Source organism: Ensifer sp. ENS11, assembly GCF_014851895.1.
Classification (GTDB): Bacteria; Pseudomonadota; Alphaproteobacteria; order Rhizobiales; family Rhizobiaceae; genus Ensifer; species Ensifer canadensis.
Genome location: NZ_JACVAN010000013.1, coordinates 125,883 through 150,609, shown reverse-complemented (window position 1 = coordinate 150,609; position 24,727 = coordinate 125,883). Strand labels below are relative to the sequence as shown.

The 24,727-nt window shown below is 57.3% G+C and carries 22 protein-coding genes and 1 pseudogene; 7 read left to right on the top strand and 16 right to left on the bottom strand.

The genetic code is table 11. The features are described from left to right. Positions 1–113 precede the first annotated feature (113 nt). The 4 genes from IB264_RS22835 to IB264_RS22820 are packed head-to-tail and all read right to left on the bottom strand — an operon-like array spanning position 114 to position 4,025. Complete coding sequence (locus IB264_RS22835; RefSeq protein ID WP_084814588.1) at positions 114–1,274, bottom strand: DegT/DnrJ/EryC1/StrS family aminotransferase; 1,161 nt, start codon at positions 1,272–1,274, stop codon at positions 114–116. A gap of 24 nt (positions 1,275–1,298) precedes the next feature. After that, a complete protein-coding gene (locus IB264_RS22830) occupies positions 1,299–2,033 on the bottom strand; it encodes a PIG-L deacetylase family protein (protein WP_192434186.1) in 735 nt (244 codons plus the stop codon). Next, complete coding sequence (locus IB264_RS22825) at positions 2,030–2,722, bottom strand: sugar transferase (RefSeq protein WP_246811812.1); 693 nt, start codon at positions 2,720–2,722, stop codon at positions 2,030–2,032. Before IB264_RS22825 ends, IB264_RS22830 begins: the two co-directional genes overlap by 4 nt. 55 nt (positions 2,723–2,777) lie before the next feature. Then, positions 2,778–4,025, bottom strand: coding sequence for a polysaccharide biosynthesis/export family protein (locus IB264_RS22820; RefSeq protein WP_192434184.1), 1,248 nt, complete (start codon positions 4,023–4,025; stop codon positions 2,778–2,780). Positions 4,026–4,271: 246 nt separating this feature from the next. On the opposite strand from IB264_RS22820, the gene IB264_RS22815 reads away from it, so the two are divergent. Continuing rightward, positions 4,272–5,612, top strand: a complete 1,341-nt coding sequence (locus IB264_RS22815) for a lipopolysaccharide biosynthesis protein (RefSeq protein ID WP_375154982.1) — start codon at positions 4,272–4,274, stop codon at positions 5,610–5,612. Between the two features lie 10 nt (positions 5,613–5,622). On the opposite strand, the gene IB264_RS22810 is transcribed toward IB264_RS22815, so the two are convergent. Then, on the bottom strand, positions 5,623–7,041 hold the full coding sequence (locus tag IB264_RS22810; protein WP_025431338.1) for a polysaccharide lyase family 1 protein: 1,419 nt from the start codon (positions 7,039–7,041) through the stop codon (positions 5,623–5,625). 190 nt (positions 7,042–7,231) lie between these two features. Here IB264_RS22810 and IB264_RS22805 point away from each other — a divergent pair. Next, positions 7,232–7,375 (top strand): annotated as a pseudogene (locus tag IB264_RS22805) (transposase); the annotation flags it as partial. A 72-nt stretch (positions 7,376–7,447) separates the two neighbouring features. On the opposite strand, the gene IB264_RS22800 reads toward IB264_RS22805, so the two are convergent. Continuing rightward, the gene (locus tag IB264_RS22800; RefSeq protein WP_192434182.1) at positions 7,448–8,422 is read right to left on the bottom strand and encodes a sulfotransferase; all 975 of its coding nucleotides are present in this window, start codon (positions 8,420–8,422) and stop codon (positions 7,448–7,450) included. Beyond that, the gene (locus IB264_RS22795; RefSeq protein WP_084814591.1) at positions 8,400–9,545 is read right to left on the bottom strand and encodes a glycosyltransferase family 4 protein; all 1,146 of its coding nucleotides are present in this window, start codon (positions 9,543–9,545) and stop codon (positions 8,400–8,402) included. The genes IB264_RS22800 and IB264_RS22795 overlap by 23 nt, the downstream gene beginning before the upstream one ends. Before the next feature lie 48 nt (positions 9,546–9,593). Between IB264_RS22795 and IB264_RS22790 the strand changes: the two genes are divergently transcribed. Then, positions 9,594–9,758: a hypothetical protein gene (locus IB264_RS22790; RefSeq protein ID WP_158071701.1), complete on the top strand. Its 165-nt coding sequence runs from the start codon at positions 9,594–9,596 to the stop codon at positions 9,756–9,758. Between the two features lie 104 nt (positions 9,759–9,862). On the opposite strand, the gene IB264_RS22785 is transcribed toward IB264_RS22790, so the two are convergent. The 8 genes from IB264_RS22785 to IB264_RS22750 all read right to left on the bottom strand — a co-directional run bounded on the left by IB264_RS22785 (position 9,863) and on the right by IB264_RS22750 (position 17,722). Further along, positions 9,863–11,695: a carbamoyltransferase gene (locus tag IB264_RS22785; RefSeq protein ID WP_084814592.1), complete on the bottom strand. Its 1,833-nt coding sequence runs from the start codon at positions 11,693–11,695 to the stop codon at positions 9,863–9,865. A 14-nt stretch (positions 11,696–11,709) separates the two neighbouring features. Next, the gene (locus IB264_RS22780) at positions 11,710–11,859 is read right to left on the bottom strand and encodes a DUF5989 family protein (RefSeq protein WP_107027808.1); all 150 of its coding nucleotides are present in this window, start codon (positions 11,857–11,859) and stop codon (positions 11,710–11,712) included. Positions 11,860–11,906: 47 nt separating this feature from the next. Then, on the bottom strand, positions 11,907–12,338 hold the full coding sequence (locus tag IB264_RS22775; RefSeq protein ID WP_084814593.1) for a hypothetical protein: 432 nt from the start codon (positions 12,336–12,338) through the stop codon (positions 11,907–11,909). A gap of 158 nt (positions 12,339–12,496) precedes the next feature. Then, positions 12,497–13,828 (bottom strand): GDSL-type esterase/lipase family protein, encoded by a 1,332-nt coding sequence (locus tag IB264_RS22770; RefSeq protein WP_084814594.1) that lies wholly within the window; start codon positions 13,826–13,828, stop codon positions 12,497–12,499. Between the two features lie 67 nt (positions 13,829–13,895). Further along, a complete protein-coding gene (locus IB264_RS22765; protein ID WP_246811810.1) occupies positions 13,896–14,585 on the bottom strand; it encodes a response regulator transcription factor in 690 nt (229 codons plus the stop codon). Next, on the bottom strand, positions 14,546–16,330 hold the full coding sequence (locus tag IB264_RS22760) for a sensor histidine kinase (protein WP_309141667.1): 1,785 nt from the start codon (positions 16,328–16,330) through the stop codon (positions 14,546–14,548). Before IB264_RS22760 ends, IB264_RS22765 begins: the two co-directional genes overlap by 40 nt. A gap of 338 nt (positions 16,331–16,668) precedes the next feature. After that, on the bottom strand, positions 16,669–17,094 hold the full coding sequence (locus IB264_RS22755) for a hypothetical protein (RefSeq protein ID WP_192434180.1): 426 nt from the start codon (positions 17,092–17,094) through the stop codon (positions 16,669–16,671). 331 nt (positions 17,095–17,425) lie between these two features. Continuing rightward, a complete protein-coding gene (locus IB264_RS22750) occupies positions 17,426–17,722 on the bottom strand; it encodes a hypothetical protein (protein WP_128090437.1) in 297 nt (98 codons plus the stop codon). Positions 17,723–17,929: 207 nt separating this feature from the next. Between IB264_RS22750 and IB264_RS22745 the strand changes: the two genes are divergently transcribed. Together IB264_RS22745 and IB264_RS22740 are read left to right on the top strand one after the other, a co-directional pair. After that, the gene (locus IB264_RS22745) at positions 17,930–18,802 is read left to right on the top strand and encodes a glycosyltransferase family 4 protein (protein ID WP_192434178.1); all 873 of its coding nucleotides are present in this window, start codon (positions 17,930–17,932) and stop codon (positions 18,800–18,802) included. A gap of 22 nt (positions 18,803–18,824) precedes the next feature. After that, positions 18,825–19,679: a sulfotransferase gene (locus IB264_RS22740; protein ID WP_192434175.1), complete on the top strand. Its 855-nt coding sequence runs from the start codon at positions 18,825–18,827 to the stop codon at positions 19,677–19,679. A 79-nt stretch (positions 19,680–19,758) separates the two neighbouring features. On the opposite strand, the gene IB264_RS22735 is transcribed toward IB264_RS22740, so the two are convergent. Continuing rightward, complete coding sequence (locus tag IB264_RS22735; RefSeq protein ID WP_192434173.1) at positions 19,759–22,032, bottom strand: exopolysaccharide transport family protein; 2,274 nt, start codon at positions 22,030–22,032, stop codon at positions 19,759–19,761. Between the two features lie 208 nt (positions 22,033–22,240). Between IB264_RS22735 and IB264_RS22730 the strand changes: the two genes are divergently transcribed. Then, complete coding sequence (locus IB264_RS22730; RefSeq protein WP_192434171.1) at positions 22,241–23,572, top strand: O-antigen ligase family protein; 1,332 nt, start codon at positions 22,241–22,243, stop codon at positions 23,570–23,572. Positions 23,573–23,657: 85 nt separating this feature from the next. Next, complete coding sequence (locus IB264_RS22725; protein WP_192434169.1) at positions 23,658–24,620, top strand: class I SAM-dependent methyltransferase; 963 nt, start codon at positions 23,658–23,660, stop codon at positions 24,618–24,620. Positions 24,621–24,727 lie beyond the last annotated feature (107 nt).

Genomic DNA, 24,727 nt, shown 5'->3' with positions numbered 1-24,727 from the left:
TCCCGAGCAACAGCTACACCGTATCCTCGCACTTGCCGATCGCAGCTCTCGGCAAGTGCGAAGGAGCTGCTGGTCCATACAGGCCCCGACTTGCGCTCCAGCTGACCACGCGGTCACTTCGTAGCGCCCGCGACGACGTTCCTGACAACGTCGGCGATCGTCCTCATTGCCTGCGCGTCGAAACTGGGGTCCACCAGAAAGGCCAAGCTTGTTTCTCCGAGAGACCTGGCGACCGACAGTCGGTGCGCCGGCACCATGCCTAGGTTGATGAATGCCTGTTCCCGATAGATTTCCGAGCAACTGCCACTAAAACACGGCACGCCGCGGCCATTGATCTCCGTCACAAGCCGATCCCGGTTCCATCCGTCGCGCAGCATTTCTGGCTTCACGAAACTGTAGAAGCGATACCACGCATGGACGAACTCCGGCGGCGGCATGGGGGTGCGAAGCGCCGACAGGTCCTTGATGGCGTCGTGAAGGATCGCTGCGTTCACAGCACGGATATCGTGAGTGTCGGCAAGCGTGGCAAGCTGCGCCGTCCCGAGCACTGCCTGTATCGACGTCATGCGCCAGTTGGTGCCGATCGTCTCATGCAGCCAGCGGAACCCCGGGGGATGCTCCGTCTTGAACACGGCATCGTAGCTCTTGCCGTGGTCCTTGCGGCTCCAGGCGCGTTTCCACATGGCCTCGTCGTTTAAGGCGATCAGGCCACCTTCGCCGCCCGTCGTAATGATCTTGTCCTGGCAAAACGAAAATGCGGCGATCTCGCCGAACGTTCCGACGGGGTGGCCTGCTATGGAGGCTCCGTGCGCCTGGGCGCAGTCCTCGACGACCCAGAGATCGTTTTCGGCCGCCAGCGCCATGATTGCCGGCATGTCGCAGGGCCAGCCGGCGAGATGAACCGCTATGATGCCTCTGGTCTTTTTCGACAGGCAGCGGCCGATCGTCTCTACCGTGATGTTCTGGCTCTCCTCGTCGACATCGGCGAACACCGCCCTACCCCCGGCCATGACCACGCAGGATGCGGAAGCTATGAAGCTCCTGGGCGTAACGACGACCTCGTCGCCGGGCTGCAGGTCGAGTGCATGAAGTGCCAGGTCAAGCGCGACCGTTCCGTTTGCAAGCGCGATCGCATGTCGCATGTCCAGATAATGTTCATAGGCCGCTTCGAAGGCGCGAACGTGAGGTCCGGTCCAGGCGTTGACCTCGCCGGTTCGCAGCACGTTGCAGACGTCTGCGATCTGCTGTTCATCGTAGATGGGCCATCGATGCATCTGTCTCCCCCGAAATCCACCTTGTCATGAGCGCGTCTGTGGCAGCATCCAACGAACAAGGACGAACGCTTCGGCCGCTTCGCTCATCACCGTCGCACCGCGCAATTGCGCCAGCGCCGACAGCGTTCTCGTCGATCGCTCGTGTGGCGGCGAGCGGATTTGGGACGCAAAACACTGCACCGCTTCGAGTTTTCTTTCGAAATAGCTGGAGATGTCGACGAAGACGTTCGGCGTGAAGCCTGGAGTCAGATAGGGCGCGTTCCAGTTAGTCTCGGACAGTGTTTCGTAGGCCAGTATGCGATGAGGGAAGCTTTCCTGGTGCGGTCGACTTGCCACCAGCGCCGAAAGGAACGCCAGTTGATGATCCTTATGAATGTCGCCGGGAAATGGCAAAAGAACTGTCTCGGGAGATAGGAGACGAACGAGATCCGAGAGCGCGCTGTTGACGGCGGAATGCCCGGCCAGGTCGAGACCAGCCGCTTCGAAACCGAGCCAGAATGTTTCCTCCACGCCTAGCAATGCGTGGGCCTGATTGGCCTCCGTTCTGACTAGAGCGATGCTTTCCGAAGTGAAGGCGGGAGGCCGCCCCTCGGTTACGATCGCCACGAACACCCGCTCGCCTTCCGCGGTCAGTCGCGCGATCGTTCCGCCCGCCCCCAACACCTCGTCATCCGGGTGCGGGGCGATCACCAGGGTTCGGCCAAACGAGAGCGGAACAGGCAACGCGGGACCCTTCTTTGCCTTGGCGCGCTTGCTCATCGATGGCTTTCTCCTAGTGGTGCGAAAGGCGCAGCGGCGCCGTATCGTTCGGCGATATGACGCCGTGCCTCTGCCAGATGCCTGTCGTTCCGCTTCTCGCCGGCGAGCAGGGTGAGTACGGTCATGACGAGGATGCGCGTGTCGAGCCATCGATCAGCATGGTCGACATACCAGATGTCGAGCGCCAGTTTCTCCTCGTTCGACAGGAGCGTATTGCCGTTGACCTGCGCCCATCCGGTGATGCCGGGCAGTACCCGGCAACGGACCCGGCCGAGCTCACCGAATTCCGCGATGGTTGTGGGACCCAGCGGGCGCGGTCCGACGAAGGCCATCTCACCCCGCGCAACGGAGAGGAACTGCGGCAATTCGTCGAGGCGCGTGCGTCGCAGAAACCATGTCAGCCTCGTCGCGCGCAGATGGTCGGGCAATAGGTGTCCGTTCGCATCGCGACCTTCGCGCATGGTACGAAACTTGACGATGGAAAATGGCTTGGCTCCGAGACCGGCACGCAATTGTCGAAAGATGAGTGGCCAACCGAGTGTGGCGAACACAATCGCGGCCGCCAACAGCATCAACGGCAGGCAGAGGACAAGCAACACGCCGGCGATGAGAACGCTGTCTATCCGGCCATTTTCAGCTGGTACAGCTATAGGGCCCATATCGAGTGCATGTCGGCCATTCCGTCTCAATCCGCTCTCCGTCAGGTGTCTGTTCGGTCGGCAGCGCCGCCTTGACCGTGCTTGCTTACATGCCCGTTATTGCCACCACCAAGACGTCGCCGGGCAGCATTTCCGTTAAAGGGGAAGCCTCAATGCTCGCCGGCTTGCCGCCGACGGGGTTGCGGCGGATCTCGTAGGTGTAACTGATCTTGGATTTGTTCGCTTCATCCGCGCTCGCCGCTGCCATCAGCAGAATTTGCTCCTGGGCAGCGTGCCTGCTCGCGATCAGTTTCTTGATCTCCACGTCGCGCTCCTGCAGCTGCATGAGAATTTCCTTCTCGCGATCCGCCCCGAGCTTGGCGAACTGCAGCTTCATTTCGCTCAGCTCCCGCCGTGAACGGGCAAGCGTCGCGAAGGTCTCCAGCAACTGGGACTTTTCATTCGATGCGTTGTTCTTGGCCCGTGAAAGGTCGCTTTCGGTGTTGAGTTCACGCTTGCGTAGCGAGCTCACCCGCGCCAGGTCCTTTTCGTTGATGTCGACCACTTCCTTTTGTTGAACCACCAGCTGATCGAGGATGTCGATCGCGCCTTGCCCCTGGGTAATTCCTTCCGACAAAATGGCCGTCTGCGACTTGTTGGCGGCGAGATCGGCACTCAGGATCTTTTCCTCCACCTCGATAACCCCTTTGAGAGGTAGGTCGGTGAGGAATTCCTTGGCGACTTCCGGCACGTCCTTCAGGTCGATCTTCGCGCTGTTGTTCAGCTGCGCAACCAGGCGGGCAGCGTAAATCGCCTCATAGACGATCTGCGCGTCAGCTCCCTCAATCTCACCGCGAAGCCTTGCACGCGCCACGATCCGGTCGGATGGATTGACGGATGCGATCTGGGTGCCTCCAGCGAGACCCACGGCCTGCTCTACCGTCAGGCCGCTGTAGAAGGGGAAAGAACCGGGGGTTCGCACTTCGCCGAGAATGAAGATCGGACGAAACGTGGAGATGTTGAGCGAAAGCTTAGGATCAATCAGGATTTCCCGGGAACGGTACTCGGAGCGCAATTTTTCCAAGGCCGCCGTCACCGTCAACCCATCGATCTTGACGGATCCGATCAAAGGGAATTGGGCATCGCCGTCGCTCGAAATCGTTACCGTCACGGGAAGCTCGGCGTCGTCCAGGAAGTCGAAGGTGAGGATATCGCCGGTGGACAGCCGATAGTCCGCGGAAAGCCCTCCCCCCGCCGTCACACTAAGCAGAAAACACAGGATCGCTGCGAGAAGATATTTGGATATCCTTCTCGCAAGGCTCCGGTTGTCGAATGAACTCATGATTCCGGTCATGCGATTGCGCCTCTCAAAAGAAAAGACAACGCTCGGATATCGTATTGCCGGAGACTATATTCTGCCATTCGTCGAAGCGTCAAAGGATTTTGGTTGAAAATCAAAAGATGCGGTCACATTATAATACATATCCCGCGTGGGAGAGTAATTGCGATTTTTATTACCCTGATGGATTACCCCTAAAGAGTTACCGAGACTGTCCTTTTTCTCGCCGGCGCTCCCGGCATGTTCTTCTGGAACGCGTGCGTGACGATCCGCAAGAAACTACGACGCGCCATGAAGGCGTTCGGCGACATCGCGAGGCGGGAAAAGAGCCTGAAGGAGAGGCTGCAGGCGGTCGCTCATCTGATGGCCGGCAATTTCTTGGGCTCGATCATCGGGCTCGCCGGTTTTGCCTTGACCGCGCGCGCACTCGGTCCGACCGACTACGGCATCCTGGCGCTGTGCTTCGCCTTCATCAGGGCCGTTGAGCGGCTTGTCAGCTTTCAGTCCTGGCAGCCGCTCATTAAGTTTGGGAGCGAGGCCAAAGAGGCCGGGCGTAACGACGATCTGCGCGTCATCCTTAAGTTCGGGCTCCTGCTGGATGTCGCGGCCGCGATCGCCGGTTGCCTGATCGCAATCCTGCTGGTTCTTCTCGCCGCACCCTTCTTCGGCCTCTCGGAGCCGGTGAAAGGACTGGTACTCGTTTACTGCTTCGTCTTGCCTTTTCAGCTTTCGGGCATGCCGACCGCGGTCCTCAGGCTTTTCGGCAGGTTCACCTCCCTCGCCTACGGCCAGGTGATTTCGAGCCTCTTGCGCGTCATCCTCTGTTTTCTCGGCTACATCACCGGGGCTGGGCTGTTCGAATTCGCATTGATCTGGATGGCGGCGCAGATCCTGAGCGCCATCTCGCTCGTTGCATTTTCCCTGGTTGCCCTCAAGCGCGAAGGCTTGCTTCACGGGCTGGCGTCGGCGTCGATGGCACAACTTCGGACCCGATTCCCCGGCCTATGGAAATTCGCGATCTCGGCGAATGTCTCGCTGACCATTCGCGCAAGCGCCAACGAACTTGACACACTGCTGGTCGGCTACCTCGCTGACCCGGCTTCAGCAGGGCTGTTTCACATCGCCAAGCGCGTCGGTCGCCTGGCGCAACAGGCAGGCAGCCAGGTCCAGACGGTGCTCTATCCCGAACTCGCTCGCGCATGGGCCTCGGGCGCCAGCGCCGAATTCCGTCGCGCCGTATCCCAGACACAGTGGCTGCTCCTCGCATTCGGCGTCGCGATGATTGGTGCATTCTACGTCTCGATCGAGCCGCTGCTGAAATGGACAGCCGGACCGCAATTCGTCGGCGCTGCGCCACTGGTGATCGTCCAGTCGATTGCCGTGACACTAACCCTCGTCGGCGCCGTCTTCCGCTCAGCACTGCTGGCGATAGGAGAGGAACACCGGGTCCTCACCAGTGTGTTGATTTCGGTCGTGGGCTTTTACGTGACGGCGTTGATCTTCATTCCGCAGATTGGCGCCATGGGCGCCAATGTTGCCCATATCGTCATGGCAGTCTTGTGGCTGGCGATGATGTATGTGGCTTATCGTCGGCGCGTCTAGCCGAACATCTTCAGTCTGTGGGATAGCGCCCGGCGATGCGCTCTTCAGAAAGCCACTGCATGAAGTCGTCGAAGTTCGACCACCCGTTGCCGTCGCCGTCGACCCAAGCGTCGTTGCTGACCGCTGCGGCACCAAACTGCGGCTCGATCGCGTCGGCCATGCCGTCAACATCGGAATCGAGGTAAGGCTCGCCATTGGCAATTTCCGGCAGGGCACCCGGCGCGCTGACCATCTTGCCGCCGCCCTTCTGCCCGATGGGCCCGATTTCGGCGATCACCCGTGTGTCGACGCCATCACGCGGGAAGGCGCCCGCGGTCGCCGTGACGGAGGCATAGACCGCCTCGGCCGGCTCGGGATTGGCAATCGCCAACGGACAAGGCGGCTTGTCGACGACGAAGCCGAGCGTGTCGGGCGCGATCGCGACGATCGATTTTTTTCCAAAACTCCAGGTAACATTGCCGCTTTGGTAGAGCTTCGGGTTGTCGACACTGGCCGTGTCGTTCCAGTTCATCGCATAGGTGACTTCGTTGGTACTCGGGCCTGCCTTGAAATAGTTACCGACAAAGGAAATCGGCGTTCCCCCGGGAAATTGCGAGAATATTTCGCCCCACTCGGACGCTGCGTTAAAGAAGAGATTGTTGACGATCTCGATGCACGAGCCGCCATAGTGGTTATTGTCCGGGTTCCTGTCTCTATTGGAAACACAAGCATTTTTCCAGAAGCTGATGTTTTGTGGCCCCCGCGGATCTGAGCCGAGAAGCGCGCATTTGCTGTGCTTGTTCAGGCCTTCGGCAAACAGGGAGTTGGCAACGGTCAGATCCGTCGTGGTGGCATAGGCGTTGAAGTTCTCATCCGTTGCCCAGGACGTCGACACGTGATCGACATAAACCAGCCGACTGTTTTCGATCGTCACGCCATCGACATTCGGTATCGAATTGGCAAACTGCGGCCGCATCCGAATATGGCGAACGATGACGTTGACCGATCCGTTGACGACGAAGGGCGTGTGTAGCCCCTCGCTGTTTGTCTGGTCGATGGTCAGCAGGATGCCGCCACCCGGCGCCGTCTGGCCGAGAATGGACAGATTGGCGTTCTGGTCCCGCACCACCAATGAACTTTTGAGCTTAATGATTCCGCCAACCTTGAAAACGCAATTGCGCGGGCCGCTGAGATCGATGCAGGCGCGCAGGCTGCCGGGGCCAGCGTCGTTGAGGTTGGTGACCGGGATGATCGCCCCGCCCCTTCCTCCCGATGCCATCTTTCCGTAGCCCTCAGCACCCGGGAATGCCGGCTGTTCCTGTGCCAGGGACAGTCCCGGCGCCGACATCAGCGCCAGGCAAGCGCAAGCGACTGCGCTGCCCCACCAAAAGGAAGGCAGGCGAAACAACAAACAATTCGAACTCGAAACCGCCTTCGCTGCGTCTGTCATGTGAAATCTCCTGCTAGGGCTCCACATCGGTTCGTCGGGACAAGAAGGCTGGACGAACGATAATGGTTTTAACTCAAGTCATCGAAAGGCACCAGCCGCCCTCGAACTCGCTTTCGCCGCGTGCGAGGATTTCACGAATTTTTCCATGAACACTGGATGCGGTGCGTGTGTGCGCATTGCGCACCCGAATTATGTCCGCCGGCGCTTTTACGAGCTGGCGGCTGCCGGTTCTGCAGCGATCGCCAGCGAGGTACTGAATCGCATCGCCGAACTTTATCGCATCGAGGACGAGATACGCAGCCAGACGCAGGATGAGCATCGTGCCATGCGCCAGGGCCAGTAGAAGAGCCGCCCGTCCAACTCATGTATTTAGGGGCGGCATTCAATGTTGGGTCGCAAACGGTATTCAGACCGCATAGCCGAATTTTTCAAGATCCAAGCCGGTTAGCTCCATAACGCGGCAGTTGCTATCACGATAATGGCCGGCAACGAATGCGCGTATGTTTCGGTCAATTTTCCTGTTTAACCGCTCGTCAAATGATTGCGGAGTTAGGCGTTCGAAGACCGGCTTCAGTCGTGCGAAACGCCGCGCGAAGCGGGGGATTTGAACTATCCCGCCGCGGCTGAGCTCGTTGTTGCTCATGAGACGGTTTGCAAAGCGCTGAACGACCTGCATCGTAACTGGACGCCTGCTGTTGGTGACGACCTTTGCGATCGAGGCGGGAGGCGGCATCTCCATGAACTGGCTGATTTGCTCCACGAAGCCTTCCAAGTCCCGGACCATCATCTCGAAAGGTAGCACCAGGACGCGGTCAAAGAGCTCCTGGTAGTGCCGGATCAGTCGGTCGAACTCGTAGACTTCGAGACGGAACCCAGGCATGCGTCCTAATTGTGGTTCAGGCGTCTCAAGAAACCGGTGGAGCGAGAGATCCCCGCCGTCGGTAATGTACTGGCTATATATTGATCTGATCAGCGATACCTGCTCTCGCACCACGATCAGAATTCTTGCCGCGGGGAACGTACGCACGAGCCGGTCCGCAATCAGCATGCGATCATAACCGCCGCTTGGCGGATATCCGGAGAGCCGTTCGTGGCTAAGGACGAAGCGCAGGCGATTGTCGCGCGCGGTCCCTATATAGGGTAAGTAAAGGCTTCGGCACATAAAGGGGTCGAAGACGAAATTGTCGGGGAATGCGATGTCTTTCACAATGCGCGTTCTCGACCCGCCTATGTTGCTGGAGTAGCCATTGATGGGCTGGAAGCAATGGTCCTGCAGGTAGGTCGATCCGGTCTTGTGATAGCCGATATGGATAAGTATGTCGGCGAAATTTGCGTCCGCGGGTGCGGTTCCTCCGCTGTCATTCACCCGATCGAAGTTCATCTCGCCCCCTTCTCAGCGGGCGCCTTTGGCTCCGCCGGTTGGCTGCAGTCACCTGCCTGATGCAGGAATCCCATTTTGCCATGATGGTTTCGGTCGAAAAGCGGAGGACGGTTTGATAGCCGGCTTCGGCAAAGCTTCCGCGCAAGCTGTCGTCCAGCATCAAGAGCTTCAACGCGGCCGCTAAACTGTCGACGTCGTCGACGGGAACGAGAAGACCTGACACCCCGTCCTCAATGATCTCCGCCGGACCAAAGTCGCACCGAGTGGAAATAACCGCCAGCCCCGCCGCCATGGCCTCCATCAAAACGTTGGGAAATCCTTCATAACGCGAACTGAGGACGAATAGGGCCGCGTCATCAATCCAGGAGCCGGCCTTTGCCGTCACCCCGGCGAGCGAGATTCTGTCCTGCACATGCCGAGCCCGGATCCTCTCTTGCAATTGATGCCGGTCCGGACCTTCGCCGTAAATCGTCAGGCACCATTCGGGAACCTCCGCACATACTTTGGCAAACGCTTCAATAAGCGTATCAAAGCCCTTCTGATCCACAAGCCGCCCAACTGCCACGACACGTAAAGCTCTACGGGTAGGTTCAAGGACGCGGCTTCGCTCACAAGGATTGCCGATGACGACCGCCTTTGCCCTCAGTGATGTGGGCAGAGTTTTGGAGATGGCCTCTGTTTGCATGATCAAGCGGTGGGCTCGCCTCAGAACCAAGGGTTCGATCACGTTCCAGAGGAAATGCTTGGGTTGAGCATCGGGATTGTTGCGTTCTGAAACGAGCACTGGAATGCCTAGTCCGCGCGTGGAAAGCAGGGAGACAATGTTGACCTTCGTCAGAAAGGACAGCACGACGTCTGGGCGAAGCTTTCGAAGTTCTGCGCGCAGCCGCAAAATTCGTTTCACGGTTTTGATAGAGCTCTTTGAAAACGGACCCTCTCGGGCGTCCGGCAATCGGTGGACAATCACGCCGCTGGGCAAGGAAAAGTAAATGTCATCCTCATCGGAGCTGAAGGCGAAGACATGCACTTCATCGCCGCGCGCGTGGCGGTCTTTCACGATAAGGCTGACGACCCGTTCAGTTCCTCCGGCGCCGAGGCCTGCTTCAACTAGCGCAAGTCGCATGCTTCCTCACAATCGCACAGTGCTACTGTCGGTTTTGCGCGGCTGGGGATGATCGGCGCGTTCTTAATTTTCGACGTCAAATTAAAAGGCGAAAAGAAAACAGGCTCGAAACAAGCCTGGCTCAGTTCTGGCGGCACCATCGGGCATAGGGAAGATACCCGCTCCGGCCAGCTTGAACAAGGCTCTCCTAAAAAGCGCCGCTGGGCATCCTAGCCATGGAATTCTCTACCAGTGCCGCAGAAGCGAAGACGGGCGCGCGGCCCTATTTCATCCGAAGGCCTTATGCCTGTTTCAACGCGGCAACGTGAAGCAAGGTGTTAGTCTAGTTCAAAGTGCTCCTTGTAGTCCTGCTTGAGGCGGTCGGGCTGATCTTCCTTTCGAAGGACGCAGTTTCCAACGACAAGCCGTTCTATCTCGGTGCCCATGAAGCAGTGGAACGCGTCTTCTGGAGTACAGACGATCGGTTCGCCACGCACATTGAAGCTCGTATTGACTAGAACCGGGCAGCCGGTACGCGCCTTAAAGGCAGTCAGCAACTCCCAGTAACGGGGATTTGTCTCTCTATGCACGGTCTGCACTCGGGCCGAATAATCGACGTGAGTAACAGCCGGGATCTCCGATCGTGAGACGTTCAGGCGGTCGATGCCGAATAATTCCTGCTCATCAGTGTTCGGTTGATGTCTTCGACTTTCCAATACGTCGCCAACAAGCAACATGTAGGGACTGTCAACATCGATATCGAACCAGTCCGATACATCCTCGCGCCTGACGGAGGGCGCGAAGGGGCGAAAGCTCTCGCGATATTTAACCTTGAGATTCAGCGTTCTCTGCATGGTAGGCGACCGCGGATCGCCCAATATGGATCGCGCCCCGAGCGCTCGCGGCCCGAATTCCATGCGGCCTTGCATCCACCCCACAGCCTTCTCTTCAACGAGAGCATCGACGGTGCTCTCGGTAACCTCGCTGTCCGAAAGAACGCCGTAGACGGCTCCGGCGGTAGTAAGGCGCTGTTCGATCTCTTTTTGGCCGTAGGCGGGCCCAAGATATGCGCCCTCCATGCTATCGCGACCATTGACCTTCCGACCATTGCGGAGGAAGCCGTGCCAAACAGTAAGAGCCGCGCCAAGAGCACCTCCGGCGTCGCCGGCTGCCGGCTGGATCCAGATATTCTCGAATATGCCTGCCTTAAGGAGCTTACCGTTTGCGACGCAATTCAGCGCGACACCACCGGCAAGGCACAGGTTTCTTTCGCCCGTTTCAAGTTGTGCAAAGCGTGCGAGCCTCAGGACCACCTCTTCGGTCACTGCTTGGATGGACGCAGCCAGGTCCATTTCGCGCTGGGTTAAGGCGGATTCCGGTTTTCGTGGTTCGCCTCCAAAGAGACGATGGAAGGCCGGAGAAGTCATTGTAAGACCAGTGCAGTAGTCGAAATACTGTTGATCGAGGCGAAACGAGCCGTCCTCTTTCAAATCGATCAGATGATCTAGAATAGTTTGGGCAAAACGCGGCTGCCCGTAAGGTGCTAAGCCCATAAGTTTGTATTCGCCCGAGTTTACCTTGAATCCCGTGTAATAGGTGAAAGCGGAATAGAGTAGGCCCAGAGAATGGGGGAAGTGTATCTCCTTGAAAATGGTGAGGCGATCGTCGGTACCCTGCCCTATTGATGTGGTGCACCATTCGCCCACGCCGTCCATTGTCAACACGGCCGCATTCGAAAAAGGAGACGGAAAGTAAGAGCTGGCTGCATGCGCCATATGGTGCTCGGTGAACAGGAGCGAGCCTGTCCACTCTTTCGAGCCAGCCAGTTTTCCCAACTTCTGCCGCAGAATTTTCTTTTGAAACAATTTTTCCTTGATCCATATCGGCATCGCGGTCTTGAACGAGCGAAAGCCTCTTGGGATCGTTGTGAGATAAGTTTCAAGCAATCGCTCGAACTTCAAGAATGGCTTTTCATAAAAGACGACGTGGTCGATTTCGCTCATGCCGCAGCCTGCCTCGGCCAGGCAGTACTCAACCGCCCTCATTGGAAAGGCCGCATCGTGCTTCCTGCGGGTGAAGCGCTCTTCCTGTGCTGCAGCGACAATACGTCCGTCCTCGACTAGGGCCGCCGCACTGTCATGATAGAAGGCCGAGATTCCAAGAACTCGCACTCACCCTCTCCGCGTCAGAACAGTGTGTAGATAAAGGGAGCAACCGCGGTGCCCTGGGTCAGGACCAAGAGAGCTCCAAAGACGGCGACCATGATAAAGACGGGCAGCAGCCAAAACTTCTTGCGGACGCTCATATAGTGGAAAAGCTCGCGTACCATTTCCATGTTTTCGGTCCTTCATCGACGTTCGATCACAGTAAAAAACCGCGTCGTCAGAACTGATTTCGCATCGTGGACGGCTCGGCCTCTTCTAACGGATGGTTGACCCAATAGGTGACTGCCGTCCGGTCAAACCTCGGTGCGAGAGGATCGTGACCTCGCAGTCTCAGGAGCAACCCGATGGGCACGAACGTCGTCACATATATGAAGAGCATCACGACGGGATTGACGACCTTGAACAGGAGCAGGCCGAGCTTGCTCCAAATCTCATTGGGGATTGTGAGAGAGGCCGGGTAAATAAGAGCCAGCAAGACCAGAAGGCCGCCCACGCTCGCAAAGCCCAACATGACCGGTGTCATTGTTCCGGTGATTATCCATCTCGCCGTAACAAGACAAAGGAGAATACCGCCCACCGTGTAACCGAAATTACGATTCGATGGCCCTTCCGGAATATCCTCGAATAATTGCTCGTGCGATTCGCTCACTGTTTTTTGCCCAGAAAGTACGGAACAGAAGACGGTAACGGGCGTAGCTCGATTATGATTTCATACGTCTAGCGGGGATTCAACAGGTGCGCAAAGTCTCGGTCAATATGCCAATGGATATAGACGTCGCGCACATTGCTTCTCGCAGTATCGCGCAGTCACCTCATATTCGTTACCATCGTGGACGACCTATCGACGGTTTCCAAACGTCGGCTGATGACATCAGCGGCAAAGGCTGCCCCCTCGCGACTGAAATGGCTGTCCGGGGCATACATGCGCGCCGGGTCGGGTTGGCCCTCTAGCGCTTGGCGGAGATCAATGACCTCGATTCCTTCGGCCGCCGCGGCATCGGTCACGATTGTGCGGAGCTGATCGTATACGCGGTCTGTAGAAAATGGGCCGACGAAGCGGTCGACCCGCGGCACATATACAAGGGCGAATCTGCCGCCCCATGCGGCGGTTATTGTTTTAGCTCGGTGCAAGGCCTCCCTGAATTCCGGCATTTCACGAACAGCCTTCGGGTAAATCAATCCGAGCCGCGTAAAAGTTTGCTGCAGGGCCAGGAAGTTTCGAAGCATCGCTGTTCTTGTCAGTATATCAATGTAGTTGATGGGCTTGCTGTTGTTCCGGTTCAATATGACTCTGGCCTGAAGCGACGCCGGCTGCGCGGTTGTCTGTGTTCCAAAGTGGGCGGTTGGCGAAAGCGCATCGCGCAGCCAAGGTTTGCTGAGCTCGTTCTCGAAATTCTCCCAGTCGTTGCCCTCGAAGAAAACCATCGCCACGTGGCGTGGTCGAAAGAGTGGCCCAAAGCGGCCCAGCGTCGCGAGTTCGAGCAAAGGGCCATTGCCACGAATTCCCGCGCCTGCCGTAGAAAAACCGCTGGCCCTTAGACGCGACGCTAGATCCTGGCCTGGCGGCAGGCAGAATCCTTCGACGAAGGAATCACCCAAAAGCATCAGGTCCAATGGTTTGTCGTAAACATCGTCCGGATTGTTGAAGCCATAGCGGTCCGCAGTGTACCTTATGATTTGATTGTCAGGTGTGCACAGGACGACGCTGGTATTTGGGAAGCCCGACAAAAGTGCTGTCGATAGCTTTTGTGTTTGCAAAAAACGGTTCAGACTACCTAGCGCGAAGCCGCGAACGATGTTCTTGTCCTGCTCAACTGTTTCAGCCTGCGCAGGGTTGAGTTGACCCAGCATAGCCAGTCGCACCGAGATCGATTGGAAGGCGAGATACGCCTCAAATGCGAAAAGGGCCGCGAGTACGCTCAGTGCGTAAACGCCAACCGCCGTTGCAAAAGGCGGTTTCGCCAACAAGCCTATCGCAAGGAAGGCGATCCCGAGCAGCCCGGGGATGCCAACGTAGCGAATGAAATGCGGAACATCCGAGGCAAAATCCCGGAAATTTAGAAGCGCATATGCGGGGCTCACTAGAAGATAAACTGCAATGAGCACACAGATTAAGATGCCAAGGTTTCGCTTGATCACAACGTTTCTGCTTTCTCGCCTTTGCGCTTCAAGGGTCGCTTCATGCAAACCTCGCGCTTCACGTCTCCTAAAATCGGGTCTCATTCGTCAACCATTGCCGTTTCGCTAGGTTTGCGAGCTCCACGCGCGTTGAAATACCAAGTTTGCCATAGATGCTGTGCAGATGCAGTTTGACTGTGCCGGGAGAAATCCCAAGCTCGTCCCCTATCGCCCTGCTACGCAATCCATCGGCAGCAAGACGCGAAACCTCAACTTCACGCGGTGTCAATGCTTGCAGTAGGGAGTTGTATTGGAAGTCGCGTTCGCGGAGCCTGTCCAGCGCACAGACCAGGTTTCTGTCCGTAAAATATGTGCCGCCGGTGGCAACGGTCCGCAGACAGTTAAGAAATATGGACGGTGCCTGTTCCTTCAGTACAATGCCATTCACGCGATATTGCATTGCCATGGCAAGATCGTCGTCGCTGATATCCGCGGTAAGGACGACAATTGGCAGGTCCGGCCTACGGGTGCGGATGTAATGAATGAACTCGAGTCCGCTCATTCCGGGCATTCGCAGATCTACGACGACGAGATCAACCTGTTCCCGATCGATCGCCTCAATTGCGTCGAACGCAGTGCGACATGTCGCGACCACCCACGAATTTTCCTCGGTCTCGATCATGCGGCGCAATCCGTCCAGAACAATCAGGTGATCATCGACAATGACAACGCGCAGGCTCATTGGTGCACCGGCAATCTGATCAATATACGTGTCCATTGCGCGACCCTGTCGATCGAAAGCTCTCCACCACGCGCTGCGGCGCGTTCGCGAAGGCTGCGAGGTCCGGTCTTGGTATTCTTCAGCTCCGCATGATCAAACCGTCGTTCAAAGCCGAAGCCTGATCCATCATCATCCACCGTCAGCAAGATCGTACCGGCATCAAGCCGCAAGGTGATTTCAAGTGTTCGCGCGCCACCGTGACGCACCGCATTGGCAGTCGCTTCGGAAGCCATGCGTATGAGCTCGTAGACCATCGTGGCGGGAAGACGAAGATCTGTAGGGTTTAGAGCGAAACGAATATCAATCGACCATTGCTTGCGCAAACGCCGAGCCAGTGCCTCGAATTGCAGTGCTAAATGAGATTCGGCGAAGTTGCGGTATCCTTGGCCTGGTTCGAGCGCGCGGATGAAAGAGCGAAGTTCGCGCTGCTCATCGGCAAGCATGGCTTGGATCGCGGTCACACGCCCGTCGATCTGTTGATCCTCCCCGAGAGTGAACGAACGCAGGGACTGGAGTTGCAACGCCGTTCCGGCCAGAGCTTGAAGCACTCCGTCGTGAAGATCGCGACCAATCTTGATACGCTCCTCAACAGCCGCTGCATCGCTAAGCCTGCGCATCAAGATGGCCTGCTCGAACAATGCTTTGATCCTGTCGGCGATGACCTCTGCAATGGCCACGTCGTCAAGCGAAAGTGTCGGTGGATCCAAGAGAAAGATGCGTGCCTCAAGATCACCTACTCGAAATGGCGCCGAGACGGCAGAGGCTATCGAAAAATCGCCAGCGAGAGCATGAGAAACGGGAGACACTGCGTCAGCCCATTCGTCGAAATATCCCTCACCCCGGTGGATGAGGATTTGAGAATGGCTGGCGTCTGCGATTAGAAGGCTGGCGCGCTGCAATGGTTCGGCAACCCATGGCCAATAGGCGTCCGGCGGCAATTGCGTGACACTGCAAGCGCCATTCTCGCGAACTGCTACATAGGTCCATGGCTCGTCCGGGTCGCTCCAAATCAGGAGCGCGCGGGGCGAGCGCATCACGTGCGCTGCGTATTCAAGAGCGGCACCAGCGGGCCACTCAGGCCCTTCGGGTGTCGCAGGAGTTTTCTCCACCAGGCGCAGCATCTCCGCGCGAACCACTTCCTGGTGAGCCCCGAGCCAGACCAGTAGAACGCCGGCGACAGTCACGAATAGGATGTGTGAGACATCCGTCGTCACGTCAGCAGCGGTTCCGAACGCTACCAGGCAAACAGGAACTGCCATGCAGACGAGTGCGGTCCAAAACGCACCTCGCCAACGCCAATGCAGCGTTGCACTCAGGAGAACGAAGGGCATAAATATGAAGAATGGACTGGAAGCGCCGCCAGTTAGTAGCATGAAAACAACAAAGGTAACGACATCCACCACATGGCGTATCAGGGTGCCGCTAACACGCGAAATCTTGCTTCTCCAAACGTGGATCGCGCAGAGGATCGCGTATGAGAGGTAGATCGACAGAAATGGAAGCACAAACTGGGGAGGACGCGGCTGATGCATCGCATCGAGCCAGGCTATGGAAAGGCTTGCGATCACTGACATGATACGGCCAATAGCGATGACCTTATCCGCACGCGCACGGTGTGTGTTGATCCAGGTCGTTCGACCGCGCGCTGCGTCCGCGTCGTAGGTGTTGCTAAAACCTTGGGGTCGAAGAGGCGAGGCAATATTGCCCCTAGGTATGAAGTTTCGCCAGGCTTTCATACGCATGGCCCGTCTCCAGCGATGACCGAGCCGGGCCGCCTTACCCTCGCTCGTAAAGGCGCTCAGAATTAAGCTGTTGATTGCTATCTACTCTGTACGAGACCGGCGGTCGTTTCATCTCAGGCATATGGACTTGCTGCCTTCCACCCTGAAATGCTTAATTACGTCAGCATAACATACTAAAAAATGAACTTAAACCGAATGATCAATGGCTGGCATTGCTCGTGCCAACGACTGACTGGTCAAAGGGCTGGTGGGCCGTTTTTGCCAGCGCCTTCTTGCTCATTTGGGATTCAGGAGCGACTGATTATTGTCTTCGCACCACAGCGGAATTGGGGTCTGAGTCATGCCGCGGAATGATGAAAGCTGTGGTGGCGCCAATCAACGGTCTCCGGCGGGGGAATATGTTTGGGTGTAGGCCCTGTGTCATTCATCTGCGGGGGCAAATCTAAATGGACCAGCTTGAGCGCTGCGCCATAACTGGCGGCCAAGTTGTAGAGAGAATTGCTTGCGAAATATACGATCGAAGCGGAAGTTACCGCTTCGCGCACCCGCTGCTCGTCGCCAATTTTTACGTAAAGCACGCCTGGAATCGACAGTGGCATTGTCTTGACGACCGGATCGAGAACCAAATTAACGGCCTGGTACGTCACGTTGTTCAGGACAAATACGACCAGACCATATTGGCTTGACCGATAGCCAGCTTCGATCAATTCGGCAGGAACCCGCCCGTTCGATGGCATGATTTCGATGACGCTGCAACCTAACATGGTCAACTCCAGCCCAATCATTCCGACCCGGCAATACCGCCGTACGCAGAACAGGCATCGCACAGCAAACCACCCATCGGATTATCCGCCAGCCATTCAACAAAAGACTGTAACTCGTTCCCCGATGGCGGAGTATATGTCCTTGGATATATCGGAGGAAATTTCCAATGCGAACGGAATGCGCGGTCGTTGGCGCGGCCGGGCAAGTGAGGGAAGGATACAGCAGCGCTTGTCGGTTGTGTTTGCCGCAGAAGTCAAGTTGCAACCGCGCCTAACGACCGAGCTCAGCAAGGTTTCGCCCGCTGCCCTGACCCGCACATCCGCGTTGCTCTCACGTTTCAAAATTTTCCGGATCGATGAGCGGATTGTAGCAGCCGCCGATCAAGAGCCGGCAGTTCGGATTGTAATGGATCATCGTGAGAAGCCGCGTTAGATTAGCGAAACCGCAGAAAGGACCGTGGCTCCCAGGGAGAGGCGATCCGGGGAGAAGAATATCCTGAGCGACGTTGACCGTCTCGTAGTGGCCTATCCATTTGTGGGAGATGAAGTCGGCGGCAGCCACATCTCCGCCATTGGTTTGATCCGCGCGCTCGATCAATCGAAATATAAACCACTTGTCATTCTGCATCGGCCCGGAAAGACACTTGAAGCTTATCTCACGGAACGGCGAGTGCCTTTCGTCAAGTCGCCCGAGGTTGCGGTGATGTCGCCCCGCCATTCATATGGCGTGGTTGGCAAGCTCTCGCTCGGTTTTGCATTTGCGCGAACCACGGCGCTGTTAAGGTCATTCCTTCGTGAACATCACGTTGATATCGTACATACAAACGACGGCCAGATGCACGCGACCTGGGCCCTGGCCACTCGCCTTTCCGGCGCGCGGCTGCTTTGGCATCATCGCGGCGATCCCGATGCCTTCGGCGTTAACGTCATGGCGCCTCTATTGGCAAATCACATCGTTACGGTCTCGCGCTACGTGCAGCCGACGCGGCCGATCCTGCCGGTTTCCCATAAGCTGAGCGTACTGCACAGCCCCTTCGATCATCCAACCCTTTTGCCCGATCGGGAAGACTGCAGGCGCGAATTCGTCAGAGAATTCGACCTGCCCGAGGAAACGCGCTTCGTCGGCTATGTCGGTGGATTGATCGACAGGAAGCGCCCGGTCAGGTTTGTCGAGGTCATCCACGCTTTCCTCCAGCGCTTTCCGGATTTCCCGCTGGTTGGCCTCGTCTTCGGTATCCCATCGCCAGACCTTCCAAACCCGGAACCGGCGATGCGCGCGCGCGCGCTTGAACTTGGAGTCGAGCGACGTATCAAGATGATGGGCTTTCGCGCGCCGGTCGAGCCTTGCATGAGCGCGCTCGACGCATTGCTGGTGCCGGCCATCAACGAACCATTCGGGCGGACGTTGATTGAAGCCATGTTGCTCGAGACCCCGGTGATTGCGACCCGCCACGGCGGCAACATCGAGGCAATCGTCGACGGTGTGACGGGTTTTCTCGTGGAGCCTGAAAAGCCGGAGGCCTTCGTCGATCCGCTGGCGAGACTGCTGATGAACACCGGGGAACATCGCCGCATCAGTTCGGCGGCTCGTGAGAACGCTTTGACGAAATACGGCACCGAGGCTCATGTCGAAGGCATCAGCCTGCTTTATGAACGTATCGTTGGACGCGAGTACCGGAGCTTTGGAGTAAGAACGACAGCACCCTGAGTTTGGCCTTGAGGAGCAGACGATGGAAATGCACGATATCAACTTCCTGATCATTGGCGCGACGAAGAGCGCCACCACCTGGTTGCAACAATCGCTGCAATTGGATCCACGTGTCCATATGCCGGATCCGGAGATCCATTATTTCAGCCGGTACCACGACCGTGGAGATCGCTGGTATCTGGAGAATTTCAAGCCGGCCAGCGAAGGACTTGTCATCGGTGAAAAGTCGAACTCCTACCTTGATACCCCCGCCGTGGCGGCACGTATTCACCAAAGTCTGCCGGACGCCCTGCTGGTGGCTCAGCTGAGAAATCCCGTCGAGCGGGCCTATTCCGACTACTGCATGCTCCATCGCCGAGGAGAGGCGACCGCCGACATCGAGCGCTATCTCGATCCACGCCAGGGTGCCGGCGGCAGGTTTCTGGAAGGTGGGCTATATTTCCAACAGCTGCGCCGGTTTCTCGATCTCTTCCCACGGGAAAGGATGCTCGTTCTCTTTTACGAGGACCTCAAAATCGATGCCGCCAGTCAGGTCCAGGACCTGCGGCGCTTTCTCGGCCTTGATGAAAACCCTTCGTTTGAGCCGGTCGCTCAGAGGGTAAAGGACAAGACCAAGCCGTTGGTCGACGCCAGATTGCGACAGATACTCAAGCCACTTAAGCCGATTGTTGCACCCTTGCGTGACACCAAAGGCTTCGAGTTCTTGAGATCAATCGTCTCCGCCGAGTTCAAGTATGTGCCGCTTAACAATGAGTTGGCCGCACGAATGATTGAGTACTATGAGGCCGAAACCGATCGGCTCGCAGGTTTGCTTGGCCGTGACTTGAGCCACTGGTTGAAAGCTCCGTTGGCTGATTGCAAGCGCCAATCGGTGTAGGCTGTCGGCGCCTACCGCGGTCACCAGCAATTTGGTAGCAAGGATTGCTTCTCCATCAGGCCATGGCACAAACACGGGGCTAGGAGCGGCGGATCTGCAGACCCAGGTTGCCCGTTCTTCTCCAGGAGCCAAGCCTGTTCTTGAGCCAGTCAAGCAGGGTTCTCCATATCGGTTTTTGCCGATAGATGCCGGCGAAATTGAGGATGCTTCCGATGATCCTCGCGCGGCTGGTTGTCAGTCGCTCAACGAGGTCCAGGAGGTTCTTCTCGTAGGTCCGCTCCGCCGCCGCAACCACAAACACCGCATCGACATGACTTGCGAGCCAGATCGCATCGTCATCATTATCGGCTGCAGGCGTATCGACGACGATAAGATCGAAGTGCCTGCGCAGTTCTCCAAAAATGCGCTCCTGATCCTGGAGCGTCAGACGCGAGGTGAGAACATGAACAAAAGGAAAGTCAGGCGCTTGCGCGCTAATTGAGGTCAGATCCGTGGCGCCATCGGCTACGAGATCGAGATTGAATGGCCTTTGCGGCGCTCCAATCATCGTGGTCGCCCCCGTAGGGCCGGGGTCCATGTCCAGGATAACGGAACGCAATCCGTTCAGAGCGGCAACGGTCGCCATGCCCACGGCACACGTTGTCTTGCCTTCGTTGGCTGAAGGAGAGCAGAACATGACGACTTTGGATGCGTCCTGGCTCTTCCAGCCGAGACATAGAGAGCGCATTGAGCGTGCGAATGGTGAGCGTGGGTCGGCGAGAATGGAGCGATAAAGCGTTTGATCCTGTTTCAACGTCGCCGTTAGATCGGGGATCGAGAGATAGGTCGGCTGGTTGACGATCGCTTCGAGCGTGCGGGCCGTCCGAACGCGTCCGTCGGCTGCCTCGACCGCCATCGCGCCAACCAGGCCCAGCAGCAACGAAGCCAAGCCGCCGATGGGAATGAGCAAGCCGGGCTGGGGAAACGACGGATCGATCGGAACTTCGGCGAACGATGCAATACGGGCCGTGGCCTTGATCTCATCCTTCTCCGGATCGAGCGTGCCGAGCCTCAGGACCACTGCATCATAGCGCTTCTGCTCGGTCAGCAGGTCACGCTCCAATTCGCGACGGCGAATTTCATCAAGATTTCGGTCCTGCATTTGTTTCTGCAGCCGACCGACTTCCTCCTGGAATTTCTGAACCCTGACGGTTGCGACTTTCGCGTCGTTTTCCAGCTCTTGGAGGATGCGGTTGATTTCACCTTCGATCACTTGGCGATTGGACGCAAGTTCCGCATCGATCTCGACTACCTGGGGGTGGTTCTTGCCAAATTTTGAGGCCAGTTGGGCCCGGCCGCGTTCCAGCTTTCCTTGTTCGGTTCGCAGCGAGCTGAGCAGTTCTGACGTCATAACGCGGCCGGCGGAGTCGATGCCGGTCATTGAAAAAACGTTCTTGGCCTCATTGTACTTCGCCCATGCACCGGCTTCGTCGACCCTCGCCAGGGTGAACTGCTGATTGAGCTGTTCGGTGCGGGCACGCAGAACATCGTCGCGCGGATCGAACGTCAGGTCGCTGCGCATTGTGAAGTCGGCGATCTCGCGTTCCTTCTTGGCTATCGACTGCACCAGATCTTTGGCTTGGGTGCGAAGGGTATCGACAGTCGCATGCGCTGCAAGCTCTTTCATCTGGGTTGACCAAACCACGTAGTCCGCCGCTACGCCATTGGCGATCTCGGCCGCATAAAGCGCCGAGGGATGCTGAACGTAAATCGTCATGGCAAGGCTTTCGCCCTTTCGATCGGCAGAGATGGCAGCGGCGAGTTTTGTGATGACCCGATCACGGTTGACTGGGTCGAGCGTGGTGGGCCGCTGAACATTCTGGCCCGCCGTGACGCGCCGCGGACCTGCCTGTGCTTTGCGTGGAGACCACCGCCACCCCCAAAACGACGATGCGTCTTGCTGGATGTCCGGTGACAAATTGGCATTGAAGTATGGGTCTTGCATCAAATTCAGATCGTCAACCACAAAGCCCAGGAATTCGCGAGACTTGATGAGATCCATTTCGGTCTCCATCGCGGACTTGTCACGCTCCTGCTTCTGCAACTCGATGACGGCTTCATACGGCCGGATATCGTTGCGGTCGAAGACGAGCGTCGAGGAGGCCGTGTACATCTTCGTGAGCGACAGGGTGATGATGGTAGCAAGCAGGGTGCCCGTCAGGGCTGTAAACAAAATGAGCTTGGCGTGACGCCGGAAGAAGTCGACGATAGCCGCAAGTTCATAGGACGAGGTGTCGCGCGAGACCGCCGGTGCGGGACCAAGTCGGCGCCCAGTCTTCTCATCGGCTTCGAATTCTCGGTCATATTTCAGCATGATGGCCTATCTCGGTCCTCCGTTGGAGCCATCCGCGTCCACGTCGGTCGGTCAACAAGTGATCTTAGGCTTCACATTCTCGTATTTACTTGGGAGCAGTTTGGGATCAATGTCAAAAGGAATTTTAGCAGATTCAATTCAAGCATGTGCGTAGGTATGTGGCCTGTAGAATAACCAACTCATTTCCCATTGGTTGTGGTCGACGTCAATGACGGACATGACACGAACGACCGGTGTTCAGCCGATCTCGGCCGACCGACAGACCTTTTGGCAAAGGATTGAATACGCCTGTGCCGTCTGCGCCGTTTTCCTATCGGCGGTGAATTTCCTGCGCACGAACATGTTCTATTTCACTCTGAGCGACTTGTTGTTTTGCGTCGCCCTTGGGTTGCGCGCGCTTACCGGTGGGTTGCCGCTACGGCTTTGGGGGCGGGCATCGGCGACTGTGTGGCTTTGCGGTCTGCTGTTGCTATGCTCCGGACTGATGATCAGCAGCCTTCTGTCCACCGCCCCGACACGCGGTATCGTCATCGTCGGACAATATCTGTTCGCCTATCTGGTTATTGCCCTTGCCGTTTGCGGGCGCGATCTGCGCACCATGTGGACCTTCGCCAAGGTCTACGTACTCTCGATTTTCCTTATGTGCTTGCATGGGATCTACCTGATCGACATCGATGGCCAGAAGAACACCGCTTTCGTAAGCGGTAACGGCCGCCTGACGGGATTTGTCGAAAGGGAGAACGAATGCGCGGCAGTCATTGCGCTCGCGATGCCGATCCTGCTGTTGCTGGTTTCCAGGGGAAAGGTCGGCAAGGTCTATGCGACCGTCGTCGGGGCAACCATGGCCTATGGCATCTTGCTGACCGGTTCGAATACGGGCCTGGCCAGCTTCGCCTTCGCTCTCCTCGGTTTCCTGGTCCTGAGCGGCAGTTGGAAGTATGTCGTGGTCGGCCTTGCCTGTTTGACGCCCTTTGCTCTTTGGATTGTGCATTCCGGCCGCGACTACCTGCCGGTGGTCTTTCAAAGACGCGTGCTCGGCGCCTTGGAAACTGGCGATCTAAGCCACGCTGGAAGCTTCGACCATCGCCTCCAATTGATCCATGAGGCCCTCGGTCGAGTGCAGGACAACATGTGGATTGGGCTCGGCGCCGATCAATACCAAGTCACCAGCGCCGTGGAGCAGCCGGTGCATAACCTGTATCTTCTGTTAGCGACCGAAGGGGGGATCATTGCGGCCATAGGTTTTGGGGTTATGATTGCTGCCACGTTTCAACCGATTATGCGGACATTTCGCGTACCCGGAGGCGCAGCTTATGCCGCCTGCGCTTTTGTAAGCGTTTCTATGTTCGCATTGATGGCCAATGCGTTTCCTCACCTTTATGGGCGGTTCTGGACCGTCCCAGTAATCCTTACGCTAGGACTGGCAACAAGCTATTGTGGCGCGGTGGGGAACAGGAGCATCGGCAATGGAGCGCTACCACCTGTTCAAATATCGCGTGCCGGACGCCCGTCTAGATCAGGGTTAAGTCCTATTCGCTAGTTCGCGTGAGCGAAGTGTTTGGACGGACGCAAATTTCTGTCTCAACGCAAACTGTCGGATCCATTGCTAAACGCGAGGATGAGCGATGCTGGTCTCAACGGAAGAATGCCTTGAAGCATTGCGTTGCCCGCGCACCGGTTCGAAACTGGCGCGCGTTTCACCCGATGTGCTGAAAACGGTCTGTCCCGAGACGGCCGAGATGACTTATCGCGTGGTCGACGGCAAGCCGGTTATGATCGATTTTTCGGAATCCGTATTCAGCGAAGGCGATATCCTGCGTTCGAACGCGGCAAGCCCCATCGAGCGCAAACACTACGGCCGTTTGACGAGGTTCTTCAAGAAACTGCTCTCGCCGACAAAAAAGAGTACTGTCGCCAACGTCAATCGATTGGTGGACGACCTGCAGACGACCGCGGCGCGACCGGCCAAGCTTCTTGTCATCGGCGGCGGGAGCATTGGCCAGGGAATGGATCCGCTCTATGAGCATCGGGAGATCAGCGTCTACTCCTTCGACGTCTATGCCTCCCCGCTCACCCAGTTCATTGCCGACGCCCATCAGATACCATTGCCGGACGACTTTTTCGACGCAGTGGTCATCCAGGCCGTTCTTGAGCACGTCCTCCAACCTGCCCAGGTCGTGTCCGAGATCTGGCGCGTCCTGAGTGACAAGGGGCTCGTTTACGCAGAAACGCCCTTCATGCAGCAGGTGCACGAGGGAGCATTCGACTTCACCCGGTTCAGCGAAAGCGGCCATCGCTATCTGTTTCGCTGGTTCGAGACGATTTCATCCGGGGCCAATGGTGGCCCCGGCACGCAGTTCATGTGGTCAGTCGACTATCTCGTTCGCAGTGTCTTTCGGTCGGTGATGCTGGGCAAGCTTGCAAAGCTCGCCTTCTTCTGGACGCAGTATCTGGATGCGATCGTCCCCGCCCGCTTTGCGGAGGATGGCGCAAGCGGCGTGTATTTTTATGGTCGCAAGGCGCAGGCGCCGATTTCCCCGAAGGCCATTATCGCCCACTACCAGGGTGCGCAGGGGCGACACGCCTGACCGGACCTACCCATTTAGGCTAACCCGTTCTCGCTAATTGCCACCGGGGCGGCGCGGACCGTAAATTCGAACATCAATTACGAAACCTGTTTCGGGAAGCCGCTTTG

Bases quoted from the DNA above. Each gene is read 5' to 3' on its own strand.
- IB264_RS22835 (WP_084814588.1), bottom strand. From the start codon at position 1,274: ATGCATCGATGGCCCATCTACGATGAACAGCAGATCGCAGACGTCTGC.
- IB264_RS22830 (WP_192434186.1), bottom strand. From the start codon at position 2,033: ATGAGCAAGCGCGCCAAGGCAAAGAAGGGTCCCGCGTTGCCTGTTCCG.
- IB264_RS22820 (WP_192434184.1), bottom strand. From the start codon at position 4,025: ATGACCGGAATCATGAGTTCATTCGACAACCGGAGCCTTGCGAGAAGG.
- IB264_RS22810 (WP_025431338.1), bottom strand. From the start codon at position 7,041: ATGACAGACGCAGCGAAGGCGGTTTCGAGTTCGAATTGTTTGTTGTTT.
- IB264_RS22800 (WP_192434182.1), bottom strand. From the start codon at position 8,422: ATGAACTTCGATCGGGTGAATGACAGCGGAGGAACCGCACCCGCGGAC.
- IB264_RS22795 (WP_084814591.1), bottom strand. From the start codon at position 9,545: ATGCGACTTGCGCTAGTTGAAGCAGGCCTCGGCGCCGGAGGAACTGAA.
- IB264_RS22790 (WP_158071701.1), top strand. From the start codon at position 9,594: ATGATCGGCGCGTTCTTAATTTTCGACGTCAAATTAAAAGGCGAAAAG.
- IB264_RS22780 (WP_107027808.1), bottom strand. From the start codon at position 11,859: ATGGAAATGGTACGCGAGCTTTTCCACTATATGAGCGTCCGCAAGAAG.
- IB264_RS22765 (WP_246811810.1), bottom strand. From the start codon at position 14,585: ATGGACACGTATATTGATCAGATTGCCGGTGCACCAATGAGCCTGCGC.
- IB264_RS22760 (WP_309141667.1), bottom strand. From the start codon at position 16,330: ATGCGTATGAAAGCCTGGCGAAACTTCATACCTAGGGGCAATATTGCC.
- IB264_RS22755 (WP_192434180.1), bottom strand. From the start codon at position 17,094: ATGTTAGGTTGCAGCGTCATCGAAATCATGCCATCGAACGGGCGGGTT.
- IB264_RS22750 (WP_128090437.1), bottom strand. From the start codon at position 17,722: ATGCAGAATGACAAGTGGTTTATATTTCGATTGATCGAGCGCGCGGAT.
- IB264_RS22745 (WP_192434178.1), top strand. From the start codon at position 17,930: ATGCACGCGACCTGGGCCCTGGCCACTCGCCTTTCCGGCGCGCGGCTG.
- IB264_RS22740 (WP_192434175.1), top strand. From the start codon at position 18,825: ATGGAAATGCACGATATCAACTTCCTGATCATTGGCGCGACGAAGAGC.
- IB264_RS22735 (WP_192434173.1), bottom strand. From the start codon at position 22,032: ATGCTGAAATATGACCGAGAATTCGAAGCCGATGAGAAGACTGGGCGC.
- IB264_RS22730 (WP_192434171.1), top strand. From the start codon at position 22,241: ATGACGGACATGACACGAACGACCGGTGTTCAGCCGATCTCGGCCGAC.
- IB264_RS22725 (WP_192434169.1), top strand. From the start codon at position 23,658: ATGCTGGTCTCAACGGAAGAATGCCTTGAAGCATTGCGTTGCCCGCGC.